This window comes from Nonomuraea sp. NPDC005983, from assembly GCF_040614375.1.
Taxonomy (GTDB): domain Bacteria; phylum Actinomycetota; class Actinomycetes; order Streptosporangiales; family Streptosporangiaceae; genus Nonomuraea.
Genome location: NZ_JBEXUP010000001.1, coordinates 165,876 through 183,104, shown reverse-complemented (window position 1 = coordinate 183,104; position 17,229 = coordinate 165,876). Strand labels below are relative to the sequence as shown.

The following is a 17,229-nucleotide window of genomic DNA, read 5'->3' as shown; positions in this document are numbered from 1 at the left end:
ACTACCCCAGCACCCAAATCAGCACCACCACCAGCCTCTACCAAGACGCCACCGCCACCACCACCATCCCCGCCAACACCTGGACACACCTCGCCGCCACCTACGACGGCACCACACTCAAGCTCTTCACCAACGGCGCCCAAACCGCCACCAAACCCATCACCGGCCCCCTCCGCCTCGACAACGGCCTCCTCCACATCGGCGGCAGCACCCTGTGGGGCGAACACTTCAACGGACTCATCGACGAAGTCCGCATCTACAACACCGCCCTCACCCCCGTACAACTCCAAACCGACATGAACACGCCGGTGAGCTGAGCCGACGACCAGTCCCCGGTGCGGAGCCCCGCCGCACCGGGGACCTCCTCGTCCTGGGCGGGAATGCGTGTGCCCGCAAGGTGGTTGAGTCGAGTAGGCTCAAGTCGATTGACAAAGGCCCCCGGCATTCGTACCTTGAGTCTGACCGACTCAACTTTGACTACAAGGACGTACTCATGGCACGTGCGGTAGGTATCGACCTTGGGACGACCAACTCCGTCGTCTCGATCCTCGAGGGCGGTGAGCCCACCGTCATCGCCAACGCGCAGGGCTCGCGGACCACGCCGTCCGTGGTCGCCTTCGCGAAGAACGGCGAAGTCCTGGTCGGTGAGGTCGCCAAGCGGCAGGCCGTCACCAACGTCGACCGGACGATCCGCTCGGTCAAGCGGGAGATGGGCACCAACTGGTCCCAGGAGATCGACGGCAAGAAGTTCTCCCCGCAGCAGATCAGCGCCTTCGTGCTGCAGAAGCTCAAGCAGGACGCCGAGGCGTACCTGGGCGAGAAGATCACTGACGCGGTGGTCACCGTCCCGGCGTACTTCAACGACGCGCAGCGCCAGGCCACCAAGGAGGCCGGCACGGTCGCGGGCCTGAACGTGCTCCGCATCATCAACGAGCCTACCGCCGCGGCCCTCGCGTACGGGCTCGACAAGGAGCAGGACCAGACGATCCTGGTCTTCGACCTCGGTGGCGGCACCTTCGACGTGTCCCTGCTCGACGTCGGGCAGGAGGACGGCCACGGCTTCGTCGAGGTCAAGGCCACCTCCGGCGACAACCACCTCGGTGGTGACGACTGGGACCAGCGGGTCGTCGACGAGCTGGTCAACCGGTTCAAGAACGCCCACGGCGTCGACCTGTCCAAGGACAAGATGGCTCTCCAGCGCCTGCGTGAGGCCGCGGAGAAGGCCAAGATCGAGCTGTCCAGCCAGGCCGAGACCAACATCAACCTGCCCTACATCACGGCGTCGTCCGAGGGCCCGCTGCACCTCGACGAGAAGCTGACGCGCGCCGAGTTCCAGCGGCTCACCGCCGACCTGCTCGAGCGGACCAAGGGCCCGTTCAACCAGGTCATCAAGGACGCCGGGATCAAGGTCTCCGACATCGCGCACGTGGTGCTCGTCGGCGGCTCGACCCGTATGCCCGCCGTCTCCGAGCTCGTCAAGGAGCTGACCGGCGGCAAGGAGCCCAACAAGGGCGTCAACCCCGACGAGGTCGTCGCCATCGGCGCCGCCCTCCAGGCCGGCGTCCTCAAGGGCGAGGTCAAGGACGTCCTGCTGCTCGACGTGACCCCGCTCTCGCTCGGCATCGAGACCAAGGGCGGCATCTTCACCAAGATCATCGAGCGCAACACCACGATCCCGACCAAGCGCTCCGAGGTCTTCACCACGGCTGAAGACAACCAGCCGTCGGTGCAGATCCAGGTGTACCAGGGTGAGCGCGAGATCGCCTCGTACAACAAGAAGCTCGCCACCTTCGAGCTGACCGGCATCGCGCCGGCGCCGCGCGGCATCCCGCAGATCGAGGTCACCTTCGACATCGACGCCAACGGCATCGTCAACGTCTCCGCCAAGGACCTGGGCACGGGCAAGGAGCAGACGATGACGATCACCGGCGGCTCCGCGCTGCCGAAGGACGACATCGAGCGGATGATGCGCGAGGCCGAGTCGTACGCCGAGGAGGACAAGAAGCGCCGCGAGGAGGCCGAGGTCCGCAACAACGCCGACGGGCTCGCCTACCAGACGGAGAAGTTCCTCCGCGAGAACGACGAGAAGGTCCCCGGCGAGATCAAGACCGAGGTGAACGACGCGCTCGCCGAGCTGAAGAAGGCTCTGGAGGGCACCGACACCGACACGATCCGCACCTCCGCGGAGAAGCTCGCCACGGTCAGCCAGAAGATGGGTTCGGCGATCTACGCCCAGAGCCAGCAGTCGGCTGCCAGCCCTGACGGCGCCACCCATGACGCCGGCGCCGGGCAGCAGCAGAAGGCCGACGAGGACGTGGTCGAGGCCGAGATCGTCGACGACGAGCCGAAGAAGGGCCAGTGATGCCGGCGCGCGAGAACGGGCATGAGGAGCCGGTGATCCGCGACAACCGCAAGATCGACCCGGAGACGGGGCAGGTTCGCAAGCCGACGGCTGACCAGCAGCCCGAGGCGCCCGCCCCCGCGCAGGCGGCGGGCGACGGCGAGCTGCAGGCGCAGCTCGCCGAGCGCACCGCCGACCTTCAGCGGCTCCAGGCGGAGTACACCAACTACCGCCGCCGGGTCGAGCGCGACCGGGTCGCGGTGCGCGAGCAGGCCCTGGCCGGAACCCTGACGGAGTTCCTGCCCGTACTCGACGACATCGGCAGGGCTCGCGATCACGGCGAACTCACCGGCGGTTTCGCGAAGGTGGCAGAGTCACTGGAGGCGGTGGTCACCAAGCTCGGCCTCAGCTCGTTCGGCCAGAAGGGTGACCCGTTCGACCCGACCGTCCACGAGGCGCTGATGCACAGCTACTCCCCCGAGGTGGTCGAACCCACCGCGATCGAGGTGCTGCAGCCCGGCTACCGGATGGGAGACAGGGTGCTGCGCCCGGCGCGGGTGGCCGTGGCTGAACCGGAGGACGTCCCCCCGGCGTCCGACGACAACGTTGAGAACTGACCAGGACGAAGGGCGATAAATGAGCACCAAGGACTACCTGGAGAAGGACTACTACGCCGTCCTTGGTGTGCCCAAGACCGCCACCCCCGAAGAGATCAAAAAGGCGTACCGGAAGCTGGCCAGGCAGTACCACCCCGACACCAACCAGGGCGACTCTGCCAAGGAGACCAAGTTCAAGGAGGTCTCCGAGGCGTACGACGTCCTGTCCGACAGCAAGAGCCGCAAGGAGTACGACGAGGCTCGCACGCTGTTCGGGTCCGGGGTGGGCGGTCAGCGCCCGGGCGGTGGCGGTTTCCCGTTCGACTTCGGCGACCTGTTCGGCGGCACCGCGGGGCAGCAGGGCCATGGGGCGGGTGAGCGGCTCGGCGACCTGTTCGGCGGGCTGTTCAACCGAGGTGGTGGCTCCACGCGGACCACCACCACCAGGGCGCGCCGCGGCCAGGACGTCGAGTCCGAGGTCACTCTCTCCTTCACCGAGGCCGTCGAGGGCACCACGGTGTCGCTCAGGCTGACCAGCTCGGCCGCCTGCACGGCGTGCAGCGGCACGGGCGCCAAGGCCGGCACCACCCCGCGGGTCTGTCCGACCTGCGAGGGCACCGGCGCGGCCAGCCGCAACCTGGGCAACTTCGCCTTCTCCGAGCCCTGCCGCGACTGCAAGGGCCGCGGGCTGCTCGTCGACGACCCCTGCCCCGTGTGCGAGGGCAGCGGCCGGGCCAAGAGCACCCGCACCATCCAGGCCCGCATTCCGGCCGGGGTGGCCGACGGGCAGCGCGTCAAGCTCAAGGGCAAGGGCGCGCCCGGCGAGAACGGCGGCCCGGCGGGCGACCTCTACATCCAGACACACGTCAAGCCGCACGCCGTGTTCGGCAGGAGCGGCGACAACCTGACGATCACCGTTCCGGTGACGTTCTCCGAAGCCGCGCTCGGCGCGGAGATCAAGGTGCCGATCCTCAAGGGTCTGCCGGTCACCCTGCGCATCCCCCCGGGCACGCCCAACGGGCGCACGTTCCGGGTCCGCGGCAGGGGCACCGCCCGCAAGGACGGCACCAAGGGCGACCTGCTGGCCAGCGTCGAGGTGGTCGTGCCGAAGTCGCTCGACGACAAGTCACGCGAGCTCCTCACGGAGTTCAACACCGCGACCGCGGGCGATGACCCGCGAGCCGATCTCATTCAGCGAGCCAGAAGCGAGTAGCCGATGGACGCCAACTATTTCGACCTGTCAGATGACACTCCCGTCTACGTGATCTCGGTGGCCGCGCAGCTGTCAGGTCTCCATCCGCAGACACTGCGGCAGTACGACCGGCTCGGGCTGGTATGCCCCGGCCGTACAGCGGGGCGCGGCCGCCTCTACTCGACCCGTGACATCATCCAGCTGCGCGAGGTGCAGCGGCTCTCCCAGGAAGAGGGCATCAACCTCGCCGGCATCAAGCGGATCCTCGAACTGGAGAACGAGGCGCTGCGGCTGCGCGAGGAGGTTCACCGCCTCCGCGCCGAGATGCAGATGGTCCGGGCGCTGATCCGCTACGAGTTGCCACCGGGGGCCTAGACAGATGGACTACAAGCTCACCCAGAAGAGCCAGGAGGCCCTTGCTGGGGCCATGAGGCGTGCCGCCGCGGAGGGGAACCCGGAGATCTCTCCGGTGCACCTGCTGACCACGCTGCTCTCCCAGACGGGCGGCACCGCCATCCCGCTGCTGGACGTCGTCGGCGCCGACTGGCGGACCCTGCGGGCCAGGGCGGAGGAGCTGCTCGCGTCGCTGCCGAAGGCGCAGGGCTCGACCGTGAGCGCGCCGTCCAGCTCTCGGCATCTGCTGACCGTCATGAACACCGCGGCGCAGCACGCCAAGCGGCTTGAAGACCTGTACGTCTCCACCGAGCACCTGCTCGTCGGCCTCGCCGCTGACGGCGGGCAGGCCGCCGACCTGCTCAAGGCGCAGGGCGCGACCCCGCAGGCGCTGCTCGACGCGTTCGAGAAGGTGCGCGGACACGCCCGCGTCACCAGCGAAACCCCCGAAGACACCTACCAGGCGCTGGAGAAGTACGGCGTCGACCTGACCGAGCGGGCCCGCAGCGGCAAGCTCGACCCGGTCATCGGCCGCGACTCCGAGATCCGCCGGGTCGTGCAGGTCCTGTCGAGGCGGACCAAGAACAACCCGGTGCTGATCGGCGAGCCCGGCGTCGGCAAGACCGCCGTCGTCGAGGGCCTCGCGCAGCGCATCGTGGCCGGCGACGTGCCCGAGTCGCTGCGCAACAAGCGGCTGATCTCGCTCGACCTCGGCGCGATGGTCGCGGGCGCCAAGTACCGCGGCGAGTTCGAGGAGCGGCTCAAGGCCGTGCTCTCCGAGATCAAGGAGAGCGACGGGCAGATCGTCACCTTCATCGACGAGCTGCACACCGTCGTCGGCGCGGGGGCCGCCGAGGGCGCCATGGACGCCGGCAACATGCTCAAGCCGATGCTCGCCCGCGGTGAACTGCGCATGATCGGCGCCACCACCCTCGACGAGTACCGCGAGCGCATCGAGAAGGACCCCGCCCTGGAGCGGCGTTTCCAGCAGGTGTACGTGGGCGAGCCCACGGTCGCCGACACCATCGCGATCCTGCGCGGGCTGAAGGGCCGCTACGAGGCCCACCACCAGGTGCAGATCGCCGACAGCGCGCTGGTGGCCGCCGCGGCGCTGTCCGACCGCTACATCACCAGCCGTTTCCTCCCCGACAAGGCCATCGACCTGGTGGACGAGGCCGCGTCCAGGCTGCGCATGGAGATCGACTCGCGTCCCGTCGAGATCGACCAGCTCCAGCGGAACGTGGACCGGATGAAGATGGAGGAGCTGGCGCTGTCGAAGGAGACCGACGAGGCCTCCATCCAGCGTCTGGAACGGCTGCGCGCCGAGCTGGCCGACCGCCAGGAGGAGCTCAACGCGCTCGTCGGCCGCTGGGAGCACGAGAAGGCCGGGCTGAACAAGGTCGGCGAGCTGAAGAAGCAGCTCGACGAGGCGCGCGGCGCCGCCGAACGGGCGCAGCGCGACGGCGACTTCGAGGCCGCGTCGCGGCTCATGTACGCCGAGGTGCCGCGCCTGGAGCAGGAGCTGCGCGCCGCCTCCGAGGCCGCGCCGCCCGACAACGCCATGGTCAAGGAGGAGGTCGGGCCCGACGACATCGCCGAGGTCATCTCGTCCTGGACGGGCATCCCGTCCGGGCGGCTGCTCGAGGCCGAGACCACCAAGCTGCTGCGCATGGAGGACGAGCTGGGCAAGCGCCTCATCGGGCAGAAGCCGGCCGTGCGGGCCGTGTCCGACGCCGTACGGCGCAGCCGCGCGGGCATCGCCGACCCCGACAGGCCCACGGGCTCGTTCCTGTTCCTCGGCCCGACAGGCGTCGGCAAGACCGAGCTGGCCAAGGCGCTGGCGGAGTTCCTGTTCGACGACGAGCGGGCGATGACCCGCATCGACATGAGCGAGTACTCCGAGAAGCACAGCGTCGCCAGGCTGGTCGGCGCGCCTCCCGGCTACGTCGGCTACGAGGAGGGCGGGCAGCTCACCGAGGCCGTCAGGCGACGGCCGTACACGGTGGTGCTGCTCGACGAGGTGGAGAAGGCCCACCCCGAGGTCTTCGACATCCTGCTCCAGGTGCTCGACGACGGGCGCCTGACCGACGGGCAGGGCCGCACCGTCGACTTCCGCAACACCATCCTGATCCTCACCTCCAACCTCGGGTCCCAGTACCTGGTGGACCCGAAGCTGGAGAACGGCGCCAAGCGCGCCGCCGTGATGGCGGCGGTCAGCAGCGCGTTCAAGCCGGAGTTCCTCAACCGGCTCGACGACGTGATCCTGTTCGACGCGCTCGGCTCCGAGGAGCTCGCGCGGATCGTCGACCTGCAGGTGGAGCGGCTCGCCGCGCGGCTGTCCGACCGCAGGCTGACGCTGGAGGTCACCCCGGCCGCCCGCGAGTGGCTGGCGCTCACCGGCTACGACCCGCTGTACGGGGCGCGCCCCCTGCGCAGGCTGGTCCAGTCGGCGATCGGCGACAAACTCGCCAGGTCCGTGCTGGCGGGGGAGATCGTCGACGGCGACAAGGTGCGAGTGGACCTGGACGACGACGAGCTCCTCGTCGAGCGCGCCTAGCATCCCGCGACGCAAGCCCGGAGGCCCCACCGGCCTCCGGGCTTCCGCGTTCCGGCCCTCGGGTCTCCGGGTCCGGCCCTCCCGGGGCTCTCGCGTGTCGGATCTCCCGTCGGGGTAAGGAATGTCCCATCCTTCCGGCAAGCCGCCGCCTGCGGGTCGCGAGCGTGGCTAGCTTCAGCGTCCGTCACCACCAGAACCGATCAGGGGGACGTGACGTGGTTTCGCGGAACTTCCGGAGCATCCTCGCGGTGGCCGCCCTGACCGCAGGGGCGACCTGGTCGGCAACGGCCCCGGCGACCGCCATGGCGAACCAGTCATCACGGAGCCCCGCAGCCGCCACCCGGCTGCCCGCGCCCCCTGTCGCGGAGGTGAGCTGGTCAGCGAGGCCCACTACGCCCACGGTCAGCCCAGAACCTGACGCCGCGGAGACGCGCGGGCCGGGAGGACCCAGGCGCCCGGGGAGGCGCGGGCCAGGTGAGCCCGGTGTCGCGGAGGCGCGCGGGGTCGCGGCGGTACGCGGCGGGCCCGGTGGCGCGGGGGCGGTGGGGTCGGATGGGCCTTCGGCGCCTGACGGCTGTGGCGGTCGTCCTGCTGACGCTCACTGGCCCGCGCCCACGACGGCCCTCTGCGAGCGGCCGGACGGCACGCCCACGGCCCCTCTGGCCGTCCCGGTCCCCCAGGGCGCGCGGAACGTCCTGGACGCGCCGATGGGCGGCGAGCTGTCGGCCGCCGTGGACCGGATGGCCCGGAGGGTCGGCCTCGCGGGCCTGGCCACGGTGCCCGCGATGATGAGCGTCGCCGACGCGGCGGGCATGGCCGCCACGTCCGGCCTGCCCAGGCTGCCGGACGGCGTACCGGGCCCGGCGGGCCTGCGATGCGTCGAGACGGTCGCCCCGGCCCCCGACCTGCCGCTCAGGACGTCCGCGGGCAGGGTGGCCGCGCTCCGGGACGCCATCGGCCTGACCTACCTGAGCGCCCACAGGCCCCGAAGACAGCGGTGGGCCGGTCAGGACACCAGGGCGTCCAGATCGTCCTCGGGGAGCCCGAGGTCGACTCTGATGCGGTAGCGGGTGCGGAGGAGGGCCAGGTGCTCGGGGTCGTCCTCGTCGCAGGCGAGGACGGCCTGGGTCGCCCACTCGTGCCCGCCCTGGAGGTCGCCGTACGCCACCAGGGTCTCGGCGATCATGTGGGCGGTCGCCGTCGTCACCCCGCCTTCCGCGCGAATCGTTTCGATGACCTCCCTCGCCTCGGTGGGCCGGTCGAGCTCGAAGAGCGTGTCGGCGATCCCGGCTCGCGGGTCGGTGCCGGACTCACCGCCGTCCTCCACGGCGCGCTGGAAGCACTCCAGCGCCCGCGCGGGCTGCCCGGCGGCCCGCCACTCCTCGGCCGCCAGAACCAGGATGGACGCCCTGGACACGTCGCCCGACGAATAGCCGAGGGCGACGTCGTAGAGCCGACTGGCCAGCGAACCATGGTCATCGGCCAGCAGGGCCTGCTCGAGCAGACGATCAAGGTGTTCACGGGTCACATGCGCCACAACGCGAGACTACCGAGCCGTCTGCCGCTTTGCCCGGTCAATGCACATCGTCGGTGCCGCGTGGATTCGGCATCACGTTGTTCAAGTATGACTACATTCCGCGTGTCTATGCAGGCCATCGGGCATACCTCTGCCACGAGCGGAGGGAGCGGTGATGGGCGTTTCCAAGCAGATGACCTCCACGCTCGCCTGTGTCGTCGTGCTCGCGGCCCTCGGGCCGGGGATCGCGGGGTATCTGTCGGGACGTCTGGAGGCGGTCAAGTCGGCTGAGCGCAGCCTGCGCTCACTGGAGGTCCGGCTGCACGAGATGGAGGCCAGGGAGGCCCGTCCGGTGTCGTTCCCGACGGCCTGTCTGCCGCAGCCCGCTCCGCCCGCTCAGCCCGCGGAGCCGACAGAGTCCCACATGCGGGTCCCCACGGCGGCGGCGCTGCCGGACGACCACCCGCGCAGAAAGCACACCCACCGCGCGGACGAGCAGTTCCCCTGGCTGTCGGAGCCGTTCGACGAGCCGGAAACAGCGGACTGACCCTCCAGACACCCCCGAAGCGGCCCGAACGAGCCCCGAGGGCCGCTCCCACGCACTCCGCTGGGCAGCTGCGGGCCAGGGGCCGTCGGGCGGTGGGATCAGCCGCCGTTGGTCGGACGGGCCCTCTGCGACCAGGAGTTGAGCTGGCGTGACAGGAACCCGCACACCAGTTGCTTGGCCGCGTCGATGAGCTCGGGTGAGCCGTCGGGGTCGTGGCGGAAGGCCAGCTTGAGCACCGAGTCGCCCGCCTCCACCGCCACCAGGACGGCGACGTCCAGCTCCCGGCTGTCGGCCAGGCCGAACTCGCTGAGGAGCAGGCCGCGCAGCCGTCCGGCGATGACCGTGTTGTTGTCGGAGCCGGAGTCGAGCAGGTTGAGGTCGACCACGTCGCCGAAGTGGATGCTCTTGAACCCCGGCACGGTGCGGTGCATGTCGACGTACTCGTCCATGATCGCCTCCACCGCCTCCCACCAGCCCGGGTACTCCTCCTCGAGGAATCTCCGGCCGACCCTGGAGACGAACTGCTCGACGTTGCGCCGGGTCAGCTCCTGGGTGATGGCCCGTTTGTCGGGGAAGAACTGGTAGAGCGACCCGATCGCGACGTCCGCGCGTTCGGCGATGCGGGTGGTCGACAGCGTCTCGTAGCCGCTCTCGTCGAGCAGCTCTGCGCAGGCGTCGAGCATGCGCTCGACCCTGCGGGCACTGCGGCGCTGCGTGGGCCGGCGGCGGAGCGGCTTGGGCTGAACGCAGTCGTCTTCCGGAAGTGGGGAGGACACGGATTCCATCTTCCCCCCAAGAAGCGATCGTTACCTGCCAATGTGTGGATTCCCCGGAGCTCCGGTCAGGCGGGCCAGGCGCCGCATCGCGCCGGGTGAGATCCGCGACAGCAGATAGCCGATCTTGCCTTCGGCGTTGACGGGCACCACGGCCTGGTCGCGGTGGACGGCGCGGAGGATGTGCGCGGCCACCCGTTCCGGCGGGTAGCCTCGCCGCGCCAGCCCGCGTTCGGCGTCTTCCCGCAGGTCGGGGCCGACGTAGGTGGCGTGCTGGGCGATGGGGGTGGAGACGAAGCCGGGGCAGACCACGCTGACGCCGATGCCCTGGCCGGCGAGTTCGGCGCGGAGGCAGTCGCTGAGCATCTTCACCGCCGCCTTCGAGGTCGAGTACGCAGGCAGCACCCTGGACGGCGCGAAGGCGGCAAGGGAGGCGATGTTGACGATGTGCCCGCCTTCGCCGCGTTCGGCCATCTGGGCGGCGAACAGGCGGCAGCCGTGGATGACGCCCCACAGGTTGACGTCGAGGGTCCGGCGCCAGTCGTCGAGCGAGTGGTCGAGGAAGGGCCCGGCGACCGCGATCCCGGCATTGTTCACCACAATGTCCGGCACTCCATAACTCGTCCGGATATTTCGTGCAAAAGCCTCCATTTGGTCGGCGTCGGCGACATCGACCTGGACGGCGTGCGCTGTCCCCCCAAGGTCCTTCTCGATGCCGTCGGCGGCGCGGGTGGCCGCGTCGAGGTCGAGGTCGGCGCAGACGACCTCGGCGCCGTGCGCCGCGAAGGCCCGCGCGGTGGCGCGCCCGATGCCGCTGCCCGCGCCGGTGACCACCACCAGCCGCTCGGCGAAGGCCCGGCGCCCCTCCTCGACCCTGGCCCTGCGCAGCGTCCTGGACGGCTCGCCGCCGTCGACGTGGTCGGCGAACTCGGCGATCATCCTGGCGACCACGTCGGGGTGGCTGCGCTGCGCCCAGTGGCCCGCCGCGATCCTGCGGTGCCAGAACCTCGGCGCCCACTGCTCCAGCGAGGACAGCAGCGCCGGTGAGACGAACGGGTCGCGGGCGGCCTCGATGAGCTGGACGGGCACGCCGACGTTCGGATCCCCACCGCCGTGCAGGCGGCCGGCCATGTTCCGCCGGTAGAGCCAGAGCCCGTTGCGCGCGTCCTTGGCGAGCGTGTCGGCGGGGTGTCCGGGACGCGGCCGGACGCCGTCGTTGTTCCGCATGGTCCGCTTCAGCATCCCGGGCATGAACGTGCTCCAGGCCAGCTCGGGCAGGACGGGGACGTGGAACGCGCCGATGTACCAGGACCTGGCGAGCTGACCGGCCACGTCGCGGCGCCTGCCGTGCCGCGCGAACTGGGCCGCCTGGGCGAGGCCGGGGCCGCCGAAGCTGGTGAAGGAGGCGACGCGGTCGCGGATGCCCGGCCTGGTGACCGCGTCCCAGCCCTGCAGCGACCCCCAGTCGTGGCCGACGAGGTGCACGGCCGGCTTGCCGATCGCGTCGAGGACGGCGGCGAGGTCCGCCGCCAGATGGTCGAAGTCGTAGTGGTCGTGGTCGTGCGGGGCGGTGGACCGGCCCGCGCCGCGCACGTCGTACCTGACGACGTGGAAGCGGTCGCTCAGCCGCCGCGCGACCTCGTCCCAGACGCGGTGCGTGTCGGGATAGCCGTGGACGAGCAGGATCGTGGGGTCGGCCGGGTCGCCCTCCTCGAAGACCGCCAGCCGTACGTCACCGGATTCGACCCAGCGCATCGCGACCTCCTATTGGACGTTTAGTCCAAATATAGGCAGAGTCAGGGACGGGCGGACAGACCCGTGCAGGAGCGCAGCGCCCTCCAGTCGGCGACCGCCTGCGTCCTGGCCGTGCCGGTCATCGGGATCGGGACGCCGCCCTGGATGGTGGCCGGGGTCCAGCGATCCCTGAGGACCTTGCGGCCGTTGATGGTGAGGGTCAGCACACCGGTCCGCCCGGTGGTGCCGGGAGTGGAGTTGTAGAAGACGAAGTTGCCCATGCCGTAGCTGATGTAGGAGTTGTCCAGGTAACCGGCGCCGAGCAGGATGTGCGCGTGCCCGCCGACCACCACGTCGGCGCCCGCCTTGACCAGCTTGGGGGCGAGCGAGAGCTGCGCCGGGTTGGGGCACTTCTGCATCTCGGTGCCCCAGTGCAGGTGGACGATCACGGTGTCGGAGTTCTCCCTGGCCTGCCGCACGGCCGCCAGCAGCCGGTCCTCGTTCTTGGCCGAGGCGAGGCCGCCCTTGCCGGTGGTCGCGGTCCAGGACGTGACGAACTCGGCGTCGAGCACCTGGGTCGCGCCGATGATGGCGACCCGGTTGCCGTTGATGACCTTACGGAATGGTTTGTAGGCCTGCGTGGAGTTGCTCCCGATCCCCACCACCGGGAACCTGGACCGCTTGATCGCCGCGAGCGTGTCGGTGAGGCCGCTCTCCATGTAGTCCATGCCGTGATTGTTGGCCATCGAGGCGACGTCCACACCTGCGGCTTTGAGCGCGGTGAAGGCGCTGGCGGGCGCCCTGAACGTGAACTGCTTGCCGGGCGCGGGCGTGCCGCCCTCGGTGATCGCGGTCTCCAGGTTGACCATGGCCAGGTCCGCGTCGCTGAGCACGTTCGAGATCGGGCCGAGCGCGGTGCGCGGGTTGGCCAGCCGGCCGCGCAGGCCGCCCTCGAAGTGCACGTCGCCGCCGAAGGCGATGGTGAACGGCTTGCGCGGGGCACGTTTCGGCGCGGGCGTCGTGGCGGCGGGCCGCTGCACCGCCGTATCGGCCTGCGGCTCCGAGTTGGCAGCCGTACACGCGGAACTCGTGACGACGACGGCGGTCATCGCGAGGAGGGCACGGGGGAGTCTCACTTGTCGCCACTTCCGCTCGATATTCACAGTCAGCCATCGAGCATGCCATGAACGACCGATATGCGCGCGTTTCTAGTGGTGCGCGATAAGCCAGTCCACCGCGTCCCGGCTGCGGTCGTTGGCCGGGCGGTAGACGACCAGGCGGGTCTCCGGCGCGGACGACAGGTTGAAGCTGGTGGTGCCGAAGCGCATCTCCCCCAGCTCCTCGTGCTTGAAGATCTTCTCGCGCGGGCCGGGCTCCGCGACGTCCTGCCTGGCCCAGAGCCTGGCGAACTCGGCGCTCTCGGCGCTGAGCCTGCGCACGAAGTCCTGCCAGCATGGGTCGTCGCCGTGGCGGCTGTAGGCGCCCCTGAAGACCGCGACGGCGCGCGCCAGCTCCAGGTCGCGGTTGACCAGCATCGCCGCCAACCTGGGGTTGACGCACGTCTGCCAGAGTGTGTTGCGCTCACCCTCGGGAGCGCCGACGACCTCGGGGAAGAGCGCCGCGTAGGCGGTGTTCCAGGCCAGCGCGTCGCAGCGGCTGTTGGCCAGGCACGCCGGCATCGGGTCGAGCTGGTGCAGTATCGCCTTCATGTCGGGGGTCACCCGAGCCGAGTCGCCGGCGGCCGGGCCCTCCTGCTGGCCCGCCAGCCGGTAGAGGTGCTGGCGCTCGGCGCTGTCGAGCCGGAGCGTGCGCGAGATCGCGTCGAGCACCTGGCTGCTGGCGTTGATCGGACGCCCCTGCTCCAGCCACGTGTACCAGGTGACGCCCACCCCTGCCAGCTGGGCCACCTCCTCGCGGCGCAGGCCAGGCGTGCGCCGCCGGGGGCCGGGCGCAAGCTCCACCATCTCGGGCGTGATGCGCTCTCGTCGGCTGCGCAGGAACGCCGCCAGGTCGGCGCGCCTTGCTTCTGTCACGGTCACCTCTTCACTATGGACGGACCGGGCGAGGGGCATCCAGGTGGCGTTAATACCAGTATAAGTAGGCTCTCGTTACTGGTACCAGAGATCCGTCACTCTGTTCGTATGACACAATCTGCTGCCCTTTCTCCCCCTCTGGCGGCACAGCCGGAAAGAGCCAAGGCCAGCGGGCTGCTCCTCGCCGTCATCCTGCTCGGGCAGTTCCTGGCCGTCCTGAACGTCAACATCGTCAACGTGGCCACTCCGACCATCGAGGCGGACCTGCGCTCGTCCGGTGCCGGGCTGCAGATGATCGTGGCCGGATACACCATTGTCTACGCCGTCCTGTTGATCACGGGAGCCAGGGTCGGCGACCTGTTCGGCTACCGCCGGGCCTTCCTCTACGGTCTGGCGCTGTTCACCCTCACCACGCTCGGCTGCGGGCTCGCGCCCTCCACCGGGGCGCTGGTCGGCTTCCGCTTCGCCCAGGGCGCCGGAGCCGCGATGATGATGCCGCAGGTGCTGACGCTGATCCAGCGCAACTACCAGGGTCCGGCCAGAGGCCGCGCGCTCGGCCTGTGGTCCGCGGTCGTGAGCGGCGGGATCGTCGTCGGGCAGGCGCTCGGCGGCATCCTGCTCGGGCTCGGCGCGGGTTGGCGGATCGTGTTCCTGGTGATGGTGCCGATCGGGGCGTTGCTGCTCGTCGCCGGCGCCCGCGCGCTCCCCGCCGACCAGGGCGGCGGCCGGGGCGGGCTGGACCCGTGGGGCCTGCTGACGCTGTCGGCCGCCGTGCTGCTCTTCGTGGTGCCGCTCGTGCTCGGCAGGGAGCTGCACTGGCCGCTGTGGGGCTGGATCTCGATGGCGCTGAGTGTGGTGATGTTCGGGGTGTTCGTCCGGGTGGAGCGCTGGGTGACCGGGCGCGGCGGGCGTCCGCTCGTCGACGCGCGCGTGCTGCGCGCCCCCGGCATGCGGCCGGGGCTCGGCGTGCTCCTGCTCGGCCCGGCGACCTGGGGCGCGTTCCTGTTCACCTCCGCGCTGCACCTGCAGGGCGAGTTGCACCTGTCGCCGTTCGCGTCCGGCATGATGATGGTTCCCTGCGCCGTGGCGTTCGCGGTGGTCGGGCTGCTCTGGCCGCGGCTGCCCGCCGGGCTGCAGCGCCCGCTCGTGCCGTTCGGGTACGTGGTGGCCGCGCCCGCCTATGTGGGGCTCGGGCTCGCGGCCGGTGGCGGCGCGCTGTACGCGGTGATGAGCGCGCTGATCGGCGCCGGGCTCGGCGTACAGGTCGCGGTGACCAACATGGCGACAGAGCAGGTGGACGACGCCTACGCCGCCGACGCGAGCGGCGCGCTGCTCACCGTGATGCAGCTCGGCCAGGTCATCGGGGTGTCGACCGTGGGGACTCTGTTCATCTCGCTGAGCCAGGCGCACTCCGGCAGCTCGGCCTCCATGGGGACCGCGATCGCGATGGCCACGCTGGCCGTCCTGGCGGGTCTGTGCTCGTTGTTCCTGGCGCGACGGCGGGCCCTGAACGTGGCCTGACGATCCCTCAGGCGAAACCGGCCCGCGCCCATCGGGCGCGGGCCGGTTCGTGTGTCACCTCGGCCGGTCTGCCGGGAGTTCAGGGTTTCGATGCCGGGGCGTCCTGCCGCGCTTCGAGCTGCGGCGGTGGCCACCAGGGCGGGAGGTTCGGGGTTCCGGACCGGCGGAAGCCGTGTCAGTTGATCACCTGAACGTTTCCTGTGAAATGATGTACGGGTTCTTCCAGATTCGCCGCGACGGTGGGCTGGAGTGCGATAGAGGCTGTGCTGTGCCTCTGCCGAACGGCCCTGCTTGTTGCGCTAGCAACCTGCCAGGGCCGTTCTTTATGCGCTGGCCGCGAGTGCCGCCAGGTCGAACTCACCTTCGCGGACGCCGGCCGTGAAGGCGGCCCACTCCGACGGGGTGAAGACCAGGACGGGACCGTCCTGGACCTTGCTGTCGCGCAGGGCGACGTTACCGTCGGCCAGGGGGGCAACCTCGACGCAGGCGGTCGCGCCGTTGCAGAAGCTGCTCTTCTGCCACGCTGCCCTCTGAGTGTTGATGTACATTTTCTCCCCAAATGGGCGAAGAGGCGTCATTGCCCCTTGTTGATCGTCACTCAGCGTCGCCACTGCATGGCCTTGCGTTGGATGAGGACACGTGACTCGTCCTCATCCAGCGATTCGGACCTGATGTGGTCGAACGCCGTCTCATATCCAGCCACCCGTTCGAGGTCCTCGACGAAGTGCGCGGTGTAGAGCTGCTCGAGGTACACCACGTCGTCGAACGCCGCGAACTTCAGATGGATGAAGGCGCCCGTGTTGACCGGGTGCAGCGCATCCAGGGTCAGCACGTGGACGCTGACGTGCGGCAGCATGGACACCTCGAGAAGGTGCTCCATCTGCTCGCGCATCACCGAGGGTTCGCCGAAGCGACGTGTCAGCGCGGCCTCGTCGAGCACCACGCTCAGCTGGGCCGGATCGGGCTTGCGCAAGACACGACGCTGCCTGTCGAGGCGGGCCTCGACGCGGCTTCGGACACCGCTGTGCGTGATGCGTGCGATGCCACGGGTAGCCAGGATGACTTCCCGCGCGTACTCCTCGGTCTGAAGAAGGCCTGGCACAGCCTGGGGTTCCCAGTTGCGCTGGAATACGGCCTCCGCCTCCAACCCGAGGAATCTTGTGTACTCCTCAGGCAGAGAGTCTTCGTAATCTTCCCACCAGCCGCGCTGATCCGCGTCACGCAACAAGCTGATGAGTTCGTCAAGCTTGTCGCCCTCGATCCGGTAGAGCTTGGCCATGGCCTGGACGTCCTCGGCGCTCGGCATGGTCTTGGCGGACTCGATGCGACTGACCTTACTCGGCGACCAGCCGAGTTCCCCGGCCGCCTTGGCTCCTGTCAGCTTCCTGCGTTCGCGGAGGAGACGCAGCTCCTGGCCCAGCCTGAGCCTGCGAACAGTAGGACTGCCCTGCTGCGATGGCACCGTCCACTCTCCTTGTCGGGCATGAAGGCGTAGCCGGAAAGGATCGTTTGGAGCCCGGCTTATTGGGCCGTTCACTTAATCTTACACTGCAACTTGCATCGGCACTGCCACCCGACCTTGCCAGAAAGCTTTCACGAGCGCACCGTAGGAACAACCACAGCATTTCCCGGCGGCTCGTGCAGGGAGTACAAGGGCTCCCTGACTACCGTGCCCCAGCGGCCCGGCTGACAGTTCTCGTGCAACTTGCACCACAAATTATTCGGCAAGGTGCGAAGAAAACGAAATCTTCTCTTGCTGAAAGTATTGCGGCTTCCATCACCCAGGGGGACGATCGTTCCAAGGGGGATCCGAAGGAGGCCGAGATGACGAAACGGCCGTGCACACCGGGTCTTCCACACTTGATCGCGAGCGGCCCGGCGGGCCGCCCCCTCGGCAGCGTCGCCGTCCCGGAGAAACTTCGCCCCAGGGAGGCCTCTTGCCGGACGGATCGCCCGACCGCCTGATCGACCGCCTGCTCGAACGCCGCGACAACCGCCGCTCATTCGAGCACGTAAAAGCCGGACC

At 69.6% G+C, this 17,229-nt stretch carries 16 protein-coding genes and 1 pseudogene; 8 read left to right on the top strand and 9 right to left on the bottom strand.

What is annotated here, in order from left to right; all coding sequences use genetic code 11:
• The 6 genes and pseudogenes from ABZ297_RS00880 to clpB all read left to right on the top strand — a co-directional run.
• Positions 1 to 317, top strand: a 317-nt coding sequence (locus ABZ297_RS00880) for a LamG domain-containing protein (RefSeq protein ID WP_355337248.1), incomplete at its 5' end; no start/stop codon positions are given.
• A 176-nt stretch (positions 318 to 493) separates the two neighbouring features.
• On the top strand, positions 494 to 2,362 hold the full coding sequence (gene dnaK, locus ABZ297_RS00875) for a molecular chaperone DnaK (protein ID WP_355337245.1): 1,869 nt from the start codon (positions 494 to 496) through the stop codon (positions 2,360 to 2,362).
• On the top strand, positions 2,362 to 2,958 hold the full coding sequence (grpE, locus tag ABZ297_RS00870; protein ID WP_355337241.1) for a nucleotide exchange factor GrpE: 597 nt from the start codon (positions 2,362 to 2,364) through the stop codon (positions 2,956 to 2,958). The genes dnaK and grpE overlap by 1 nt, the downstream gene beginning before the upstream one ends.
• A 19-nt stretch (positions 2,959 to 2,977) precedes the next feature.
• Positions 2,978 to 4,150, top strand: a complete 1,173-nt coding sequence (gene dnaJ, locus ABZ297_RS00865) for a molecular chaperone DnaJ (protein WP_355337238.1) — start codon at positions 2,978 to 2,980, stop codon at positions 4,148 to 4,150.
• A gap of 3 nt (positions 4,151 to 4,153) precedes the next feature.
• A pseudogene (locus ABZ297_RS00860) lies at positions 4,154 to 4,459 on the top strand (helix-turn-helix transcriptional regulator); the annotation flags it as partial.
• A 49-nt stretch (positions 4,460 to 4,508) separates the two neighbouring features.
• Positions 4,509 to 7,079, top strand: coding sequence for an ATP-dependent chaperone ClpB (gene clpB / locus ABZ297_RS00855; protein WP_355337235.1), 2,571 nt, complete (start codon positions 4,509 to 4,511; stop codon positions 7,077 to 7,079).
• Positions 7,080 to 7,263: 184 nt separating this feature from the next.
• On the opposite strand, the gene ABZ297_RS00850 is transcribed toward clpB, so the two are convergent.
• The 3 genes from ABZ297_RS00850 to ABZ297_RS00840 form a co-directional block, all read right to left on the bottom strand.
• Complete coding sequence (locus ABZ297_RS00850; protein WP_355337233.1) at positions 7,264 to 7,470, bottom strand: hypothetical protein; 207 nt, start codon at positions 7,468 to 7,470, stop codon at positions 7,264 to 7,266.
• A 207-nt stretch (positions 7,471 to 7,677) separates the two neighbouring features.
• Positions 7,678 to 8,034 carry a hypothetical protein gene (locus tag ABZ297_RS00845; protein WP_355337231.1) on the bottom strand — a complete coding sequence of 119 codons (357 nt, stop codon included), beginning with the start codon at positions 8,032 to 8,034 and terminating at the stop codon, positions 7,678 to 7,680.
• 51 nt (positions 8,035 to 8,085) lie between these two features.
• Entirely contained in the window at positions 8,086 to 8,616 is a 531-nt protein-coding gene (locus tag ABZ297_RS00840) for a hypothetical protein (protein ID WP_355337229.1), read from the bottom strand.
• Positions 8,617 to 8,770: 154 nt separating this feature from the next.
• On the opposite strand from ABZ297_RS00840, the gene ABZ297_RS00835 reads away from it, so the two are divergent.
• Positions 8,771 to 9,142 (top strand): hypothetical protein, encoded by a 372-nt coding sequence (locus tag ABZ297_RS00835; RefSeq protein WP_355337227.1) that lies wholly within the window; start codon positions 8,771 to 8,773, stop codon positions 9,140 to 9,142.
• Between the two features lie 98 nt (positions 9,143 to 9,240).
• Here ABZ297_RS00835 and ABZ297_RS00830 read toward each other — a convergent pair whose 3' ends face one another.
• From ABZ297_RS00830 to ABZ297_RS00815, 4 genes are all read right to left on the bottom strand, one after another.
• A complete protein-coding gene (locus ABZ297_RS00830; RefSeq protein ID WP_355337225.1) occupies positions 9,241 to 9,918 on the bottom strand; it encodes a TetR family transcriptional regulator in 678 nt (225 codons plus the stop codon).
• A 30-nt stretch (positions 9,919 to 9,948) separates the two neighbouring features.
• Positions 9,949 to 11,670 (bottom strand): SDR family oxidoreductase, encoded by a 1,722-nt coding sequence (locus ABZ297_RS00825; protein WP_355337223.1) that lies wholly within the window; start codon positions 11,668 to 11,670, stop codon positions 9,949 to 9,951.
• A gap of 41 nt (positions 11,671 to 11,711) precedes the next feature.
• Positions 11,712 to 12,758, bottom strand: a complete 1,047-nt coding sequence (locus tag ABZ297_RS00820) for a CapA family protein (RefSeq protein ID WP_355337221.1) — start codon at positions 12,756 to 12,758, stop codon at positions 11,712 to 11,714.
• Between the two features lie 99 nt (positions 12,759 to 12,857).
• A complete protein-coding gene (locus ABZ297_RS00815) occupies positions 12,858 to 13,682 on the bottom strand; it encodes a helix-turn-helix transcriptional regulator (protein WP_355337219.1) in 825 nt (274 codons plus the stop codon).
• A 108-nt stretch (positions 13,683 to 13,790) separates the two neighbouring features.
• Here ABZ297_RS00815 and ABZ297_RS00810 point away from each other — a divergent pair, with 108 nt between their 5' ends.
• Positions 13,791 to 15,203, top strand: coding sequence for an MFS transporter (locus tag ABZ297_RS00810; protein WP_355337217.1), 1,413 nt, complete (start codon positions 13,791 to 13,793; stop codon positions 15,201 to 15,203).
• A 323-nt stretch (positions 15,204 to 15,526) separates the two neighbouring features.
• Here ABZ297_RS00810 and ABZ297_RS00805 read toward each other — a convergent pair whose 3' ends face one another.
• Together ABZ297_RS00805 and ABZ297_RS00800 are read right to left on the bottom strand one after the other, a co-directional pair.
• Positions 15,527 to 15,751 carry a DUF397 domain-containing protein gene (locus tag ABZ297_RS00805; RefSeq protein ID WP_355337215.1) on the bottom strand — a complete coding sequence of 75 codons (225 nt, stop codon included), beginning with the start codon at positions 15,749 to 15,751 and terminating at the stop codon, positions 15,527 to 15,529.
• A gap of 50 nt (positions 15,752 to 15,801) precedes the next feature.
• The gene (locus tag ABZ297_RS00800) at positions 15,802 to 16,665 is read right to left on the bottom strand and encodes a helix-turn-helix transcriptional regulator (RefSeq protein ID WP_355337213.1); all 864 of its coding nucleotides are present in this window, start codon (positions 16,663 to 16,665) and stop codon (positions 15,802 to 15,804) included.
• Between the last annotated feature and the right edge of the window lie 564 nt (positions 16,666 to 17,229).

What these genes read in the sequence shown, in the direction of transcription:
- ABZ297_RS00825 (WP_355337223.1), bottom strand. Translation starts at nt 11,670, where the DNA reads ATGCGCTGGGTCGAATCCGGTGACGTACGGCTGGCGGTCTTCGAGGAG.
- ABZ297_RS00845 (WP_355337231.1), bottom strand. Translation starts at nt 8,034, where the DNA reads ATGGCGTCCCGGAGCGCGGCCACCCTGCCCGCGGACGTCCTGAGCGGC.
- ABZ297_RS00805 (WP_355337215.1), bottom strand. Translation starts at nt 15,751, where the DNA reads ATGTACATCAACACTCAGAGGGCAGCGTGGCAGAAGAGCAGCTTCTGC.
- ABZ297_RS00835 (WP_355337227.1), top strand. Translation starts at nt 8,771, where the DNA reads ATGGGCGTTTCCAAGCAGATGACCTCCACGCTCGCCTGTGTCGTCGTG.
- ABZ297_RS00820 (WP_355337221.1), bottom strand. Translation starts at nt 12,758, where the DNA reads ATGACCGCCGTCGTCGTCACGAGTTCCGCGTGTACGGCTGCCAACTCG.
- dnaK (WP_355337245.1), top strand. Translation starts at nt 494, where the DNA reads ATGGCACGTGCGGTAGGTATCGACCTTGGGACGACCAACTCCGTCGTC.
- clpB (WP_355337235.1), top strand. Translation starts at nt 4,509, where the DNA reads ATGGACTACAAGCTCACCCAGAAGAGCCAGGAGGCCCTTGCTGGGGCC.
- ABZ297_RS00810 (WP_355337217.1), top strand. Translation starts at nt 13,791, where the DNA reads ATGACACAATCTGCTGCCCTTTCTCCCCCTCTGGCGGCACAGCCGGAA.
- dnaJ (WP_355337238.1), top strand. Translation starts at nt 2,978, where the DNA reads ATGAGCACCAAGGACTACCTGGAGAAGGACTACTACGCCGTCCTTGGT.
- grpE (WP_355337241.1), top strand. Translation starts at nt 2,362, where the DNA reads ATGCCGGCGCGCGAGAACGGGCATGAGGAGCCGGTGATCCGCGACAAC.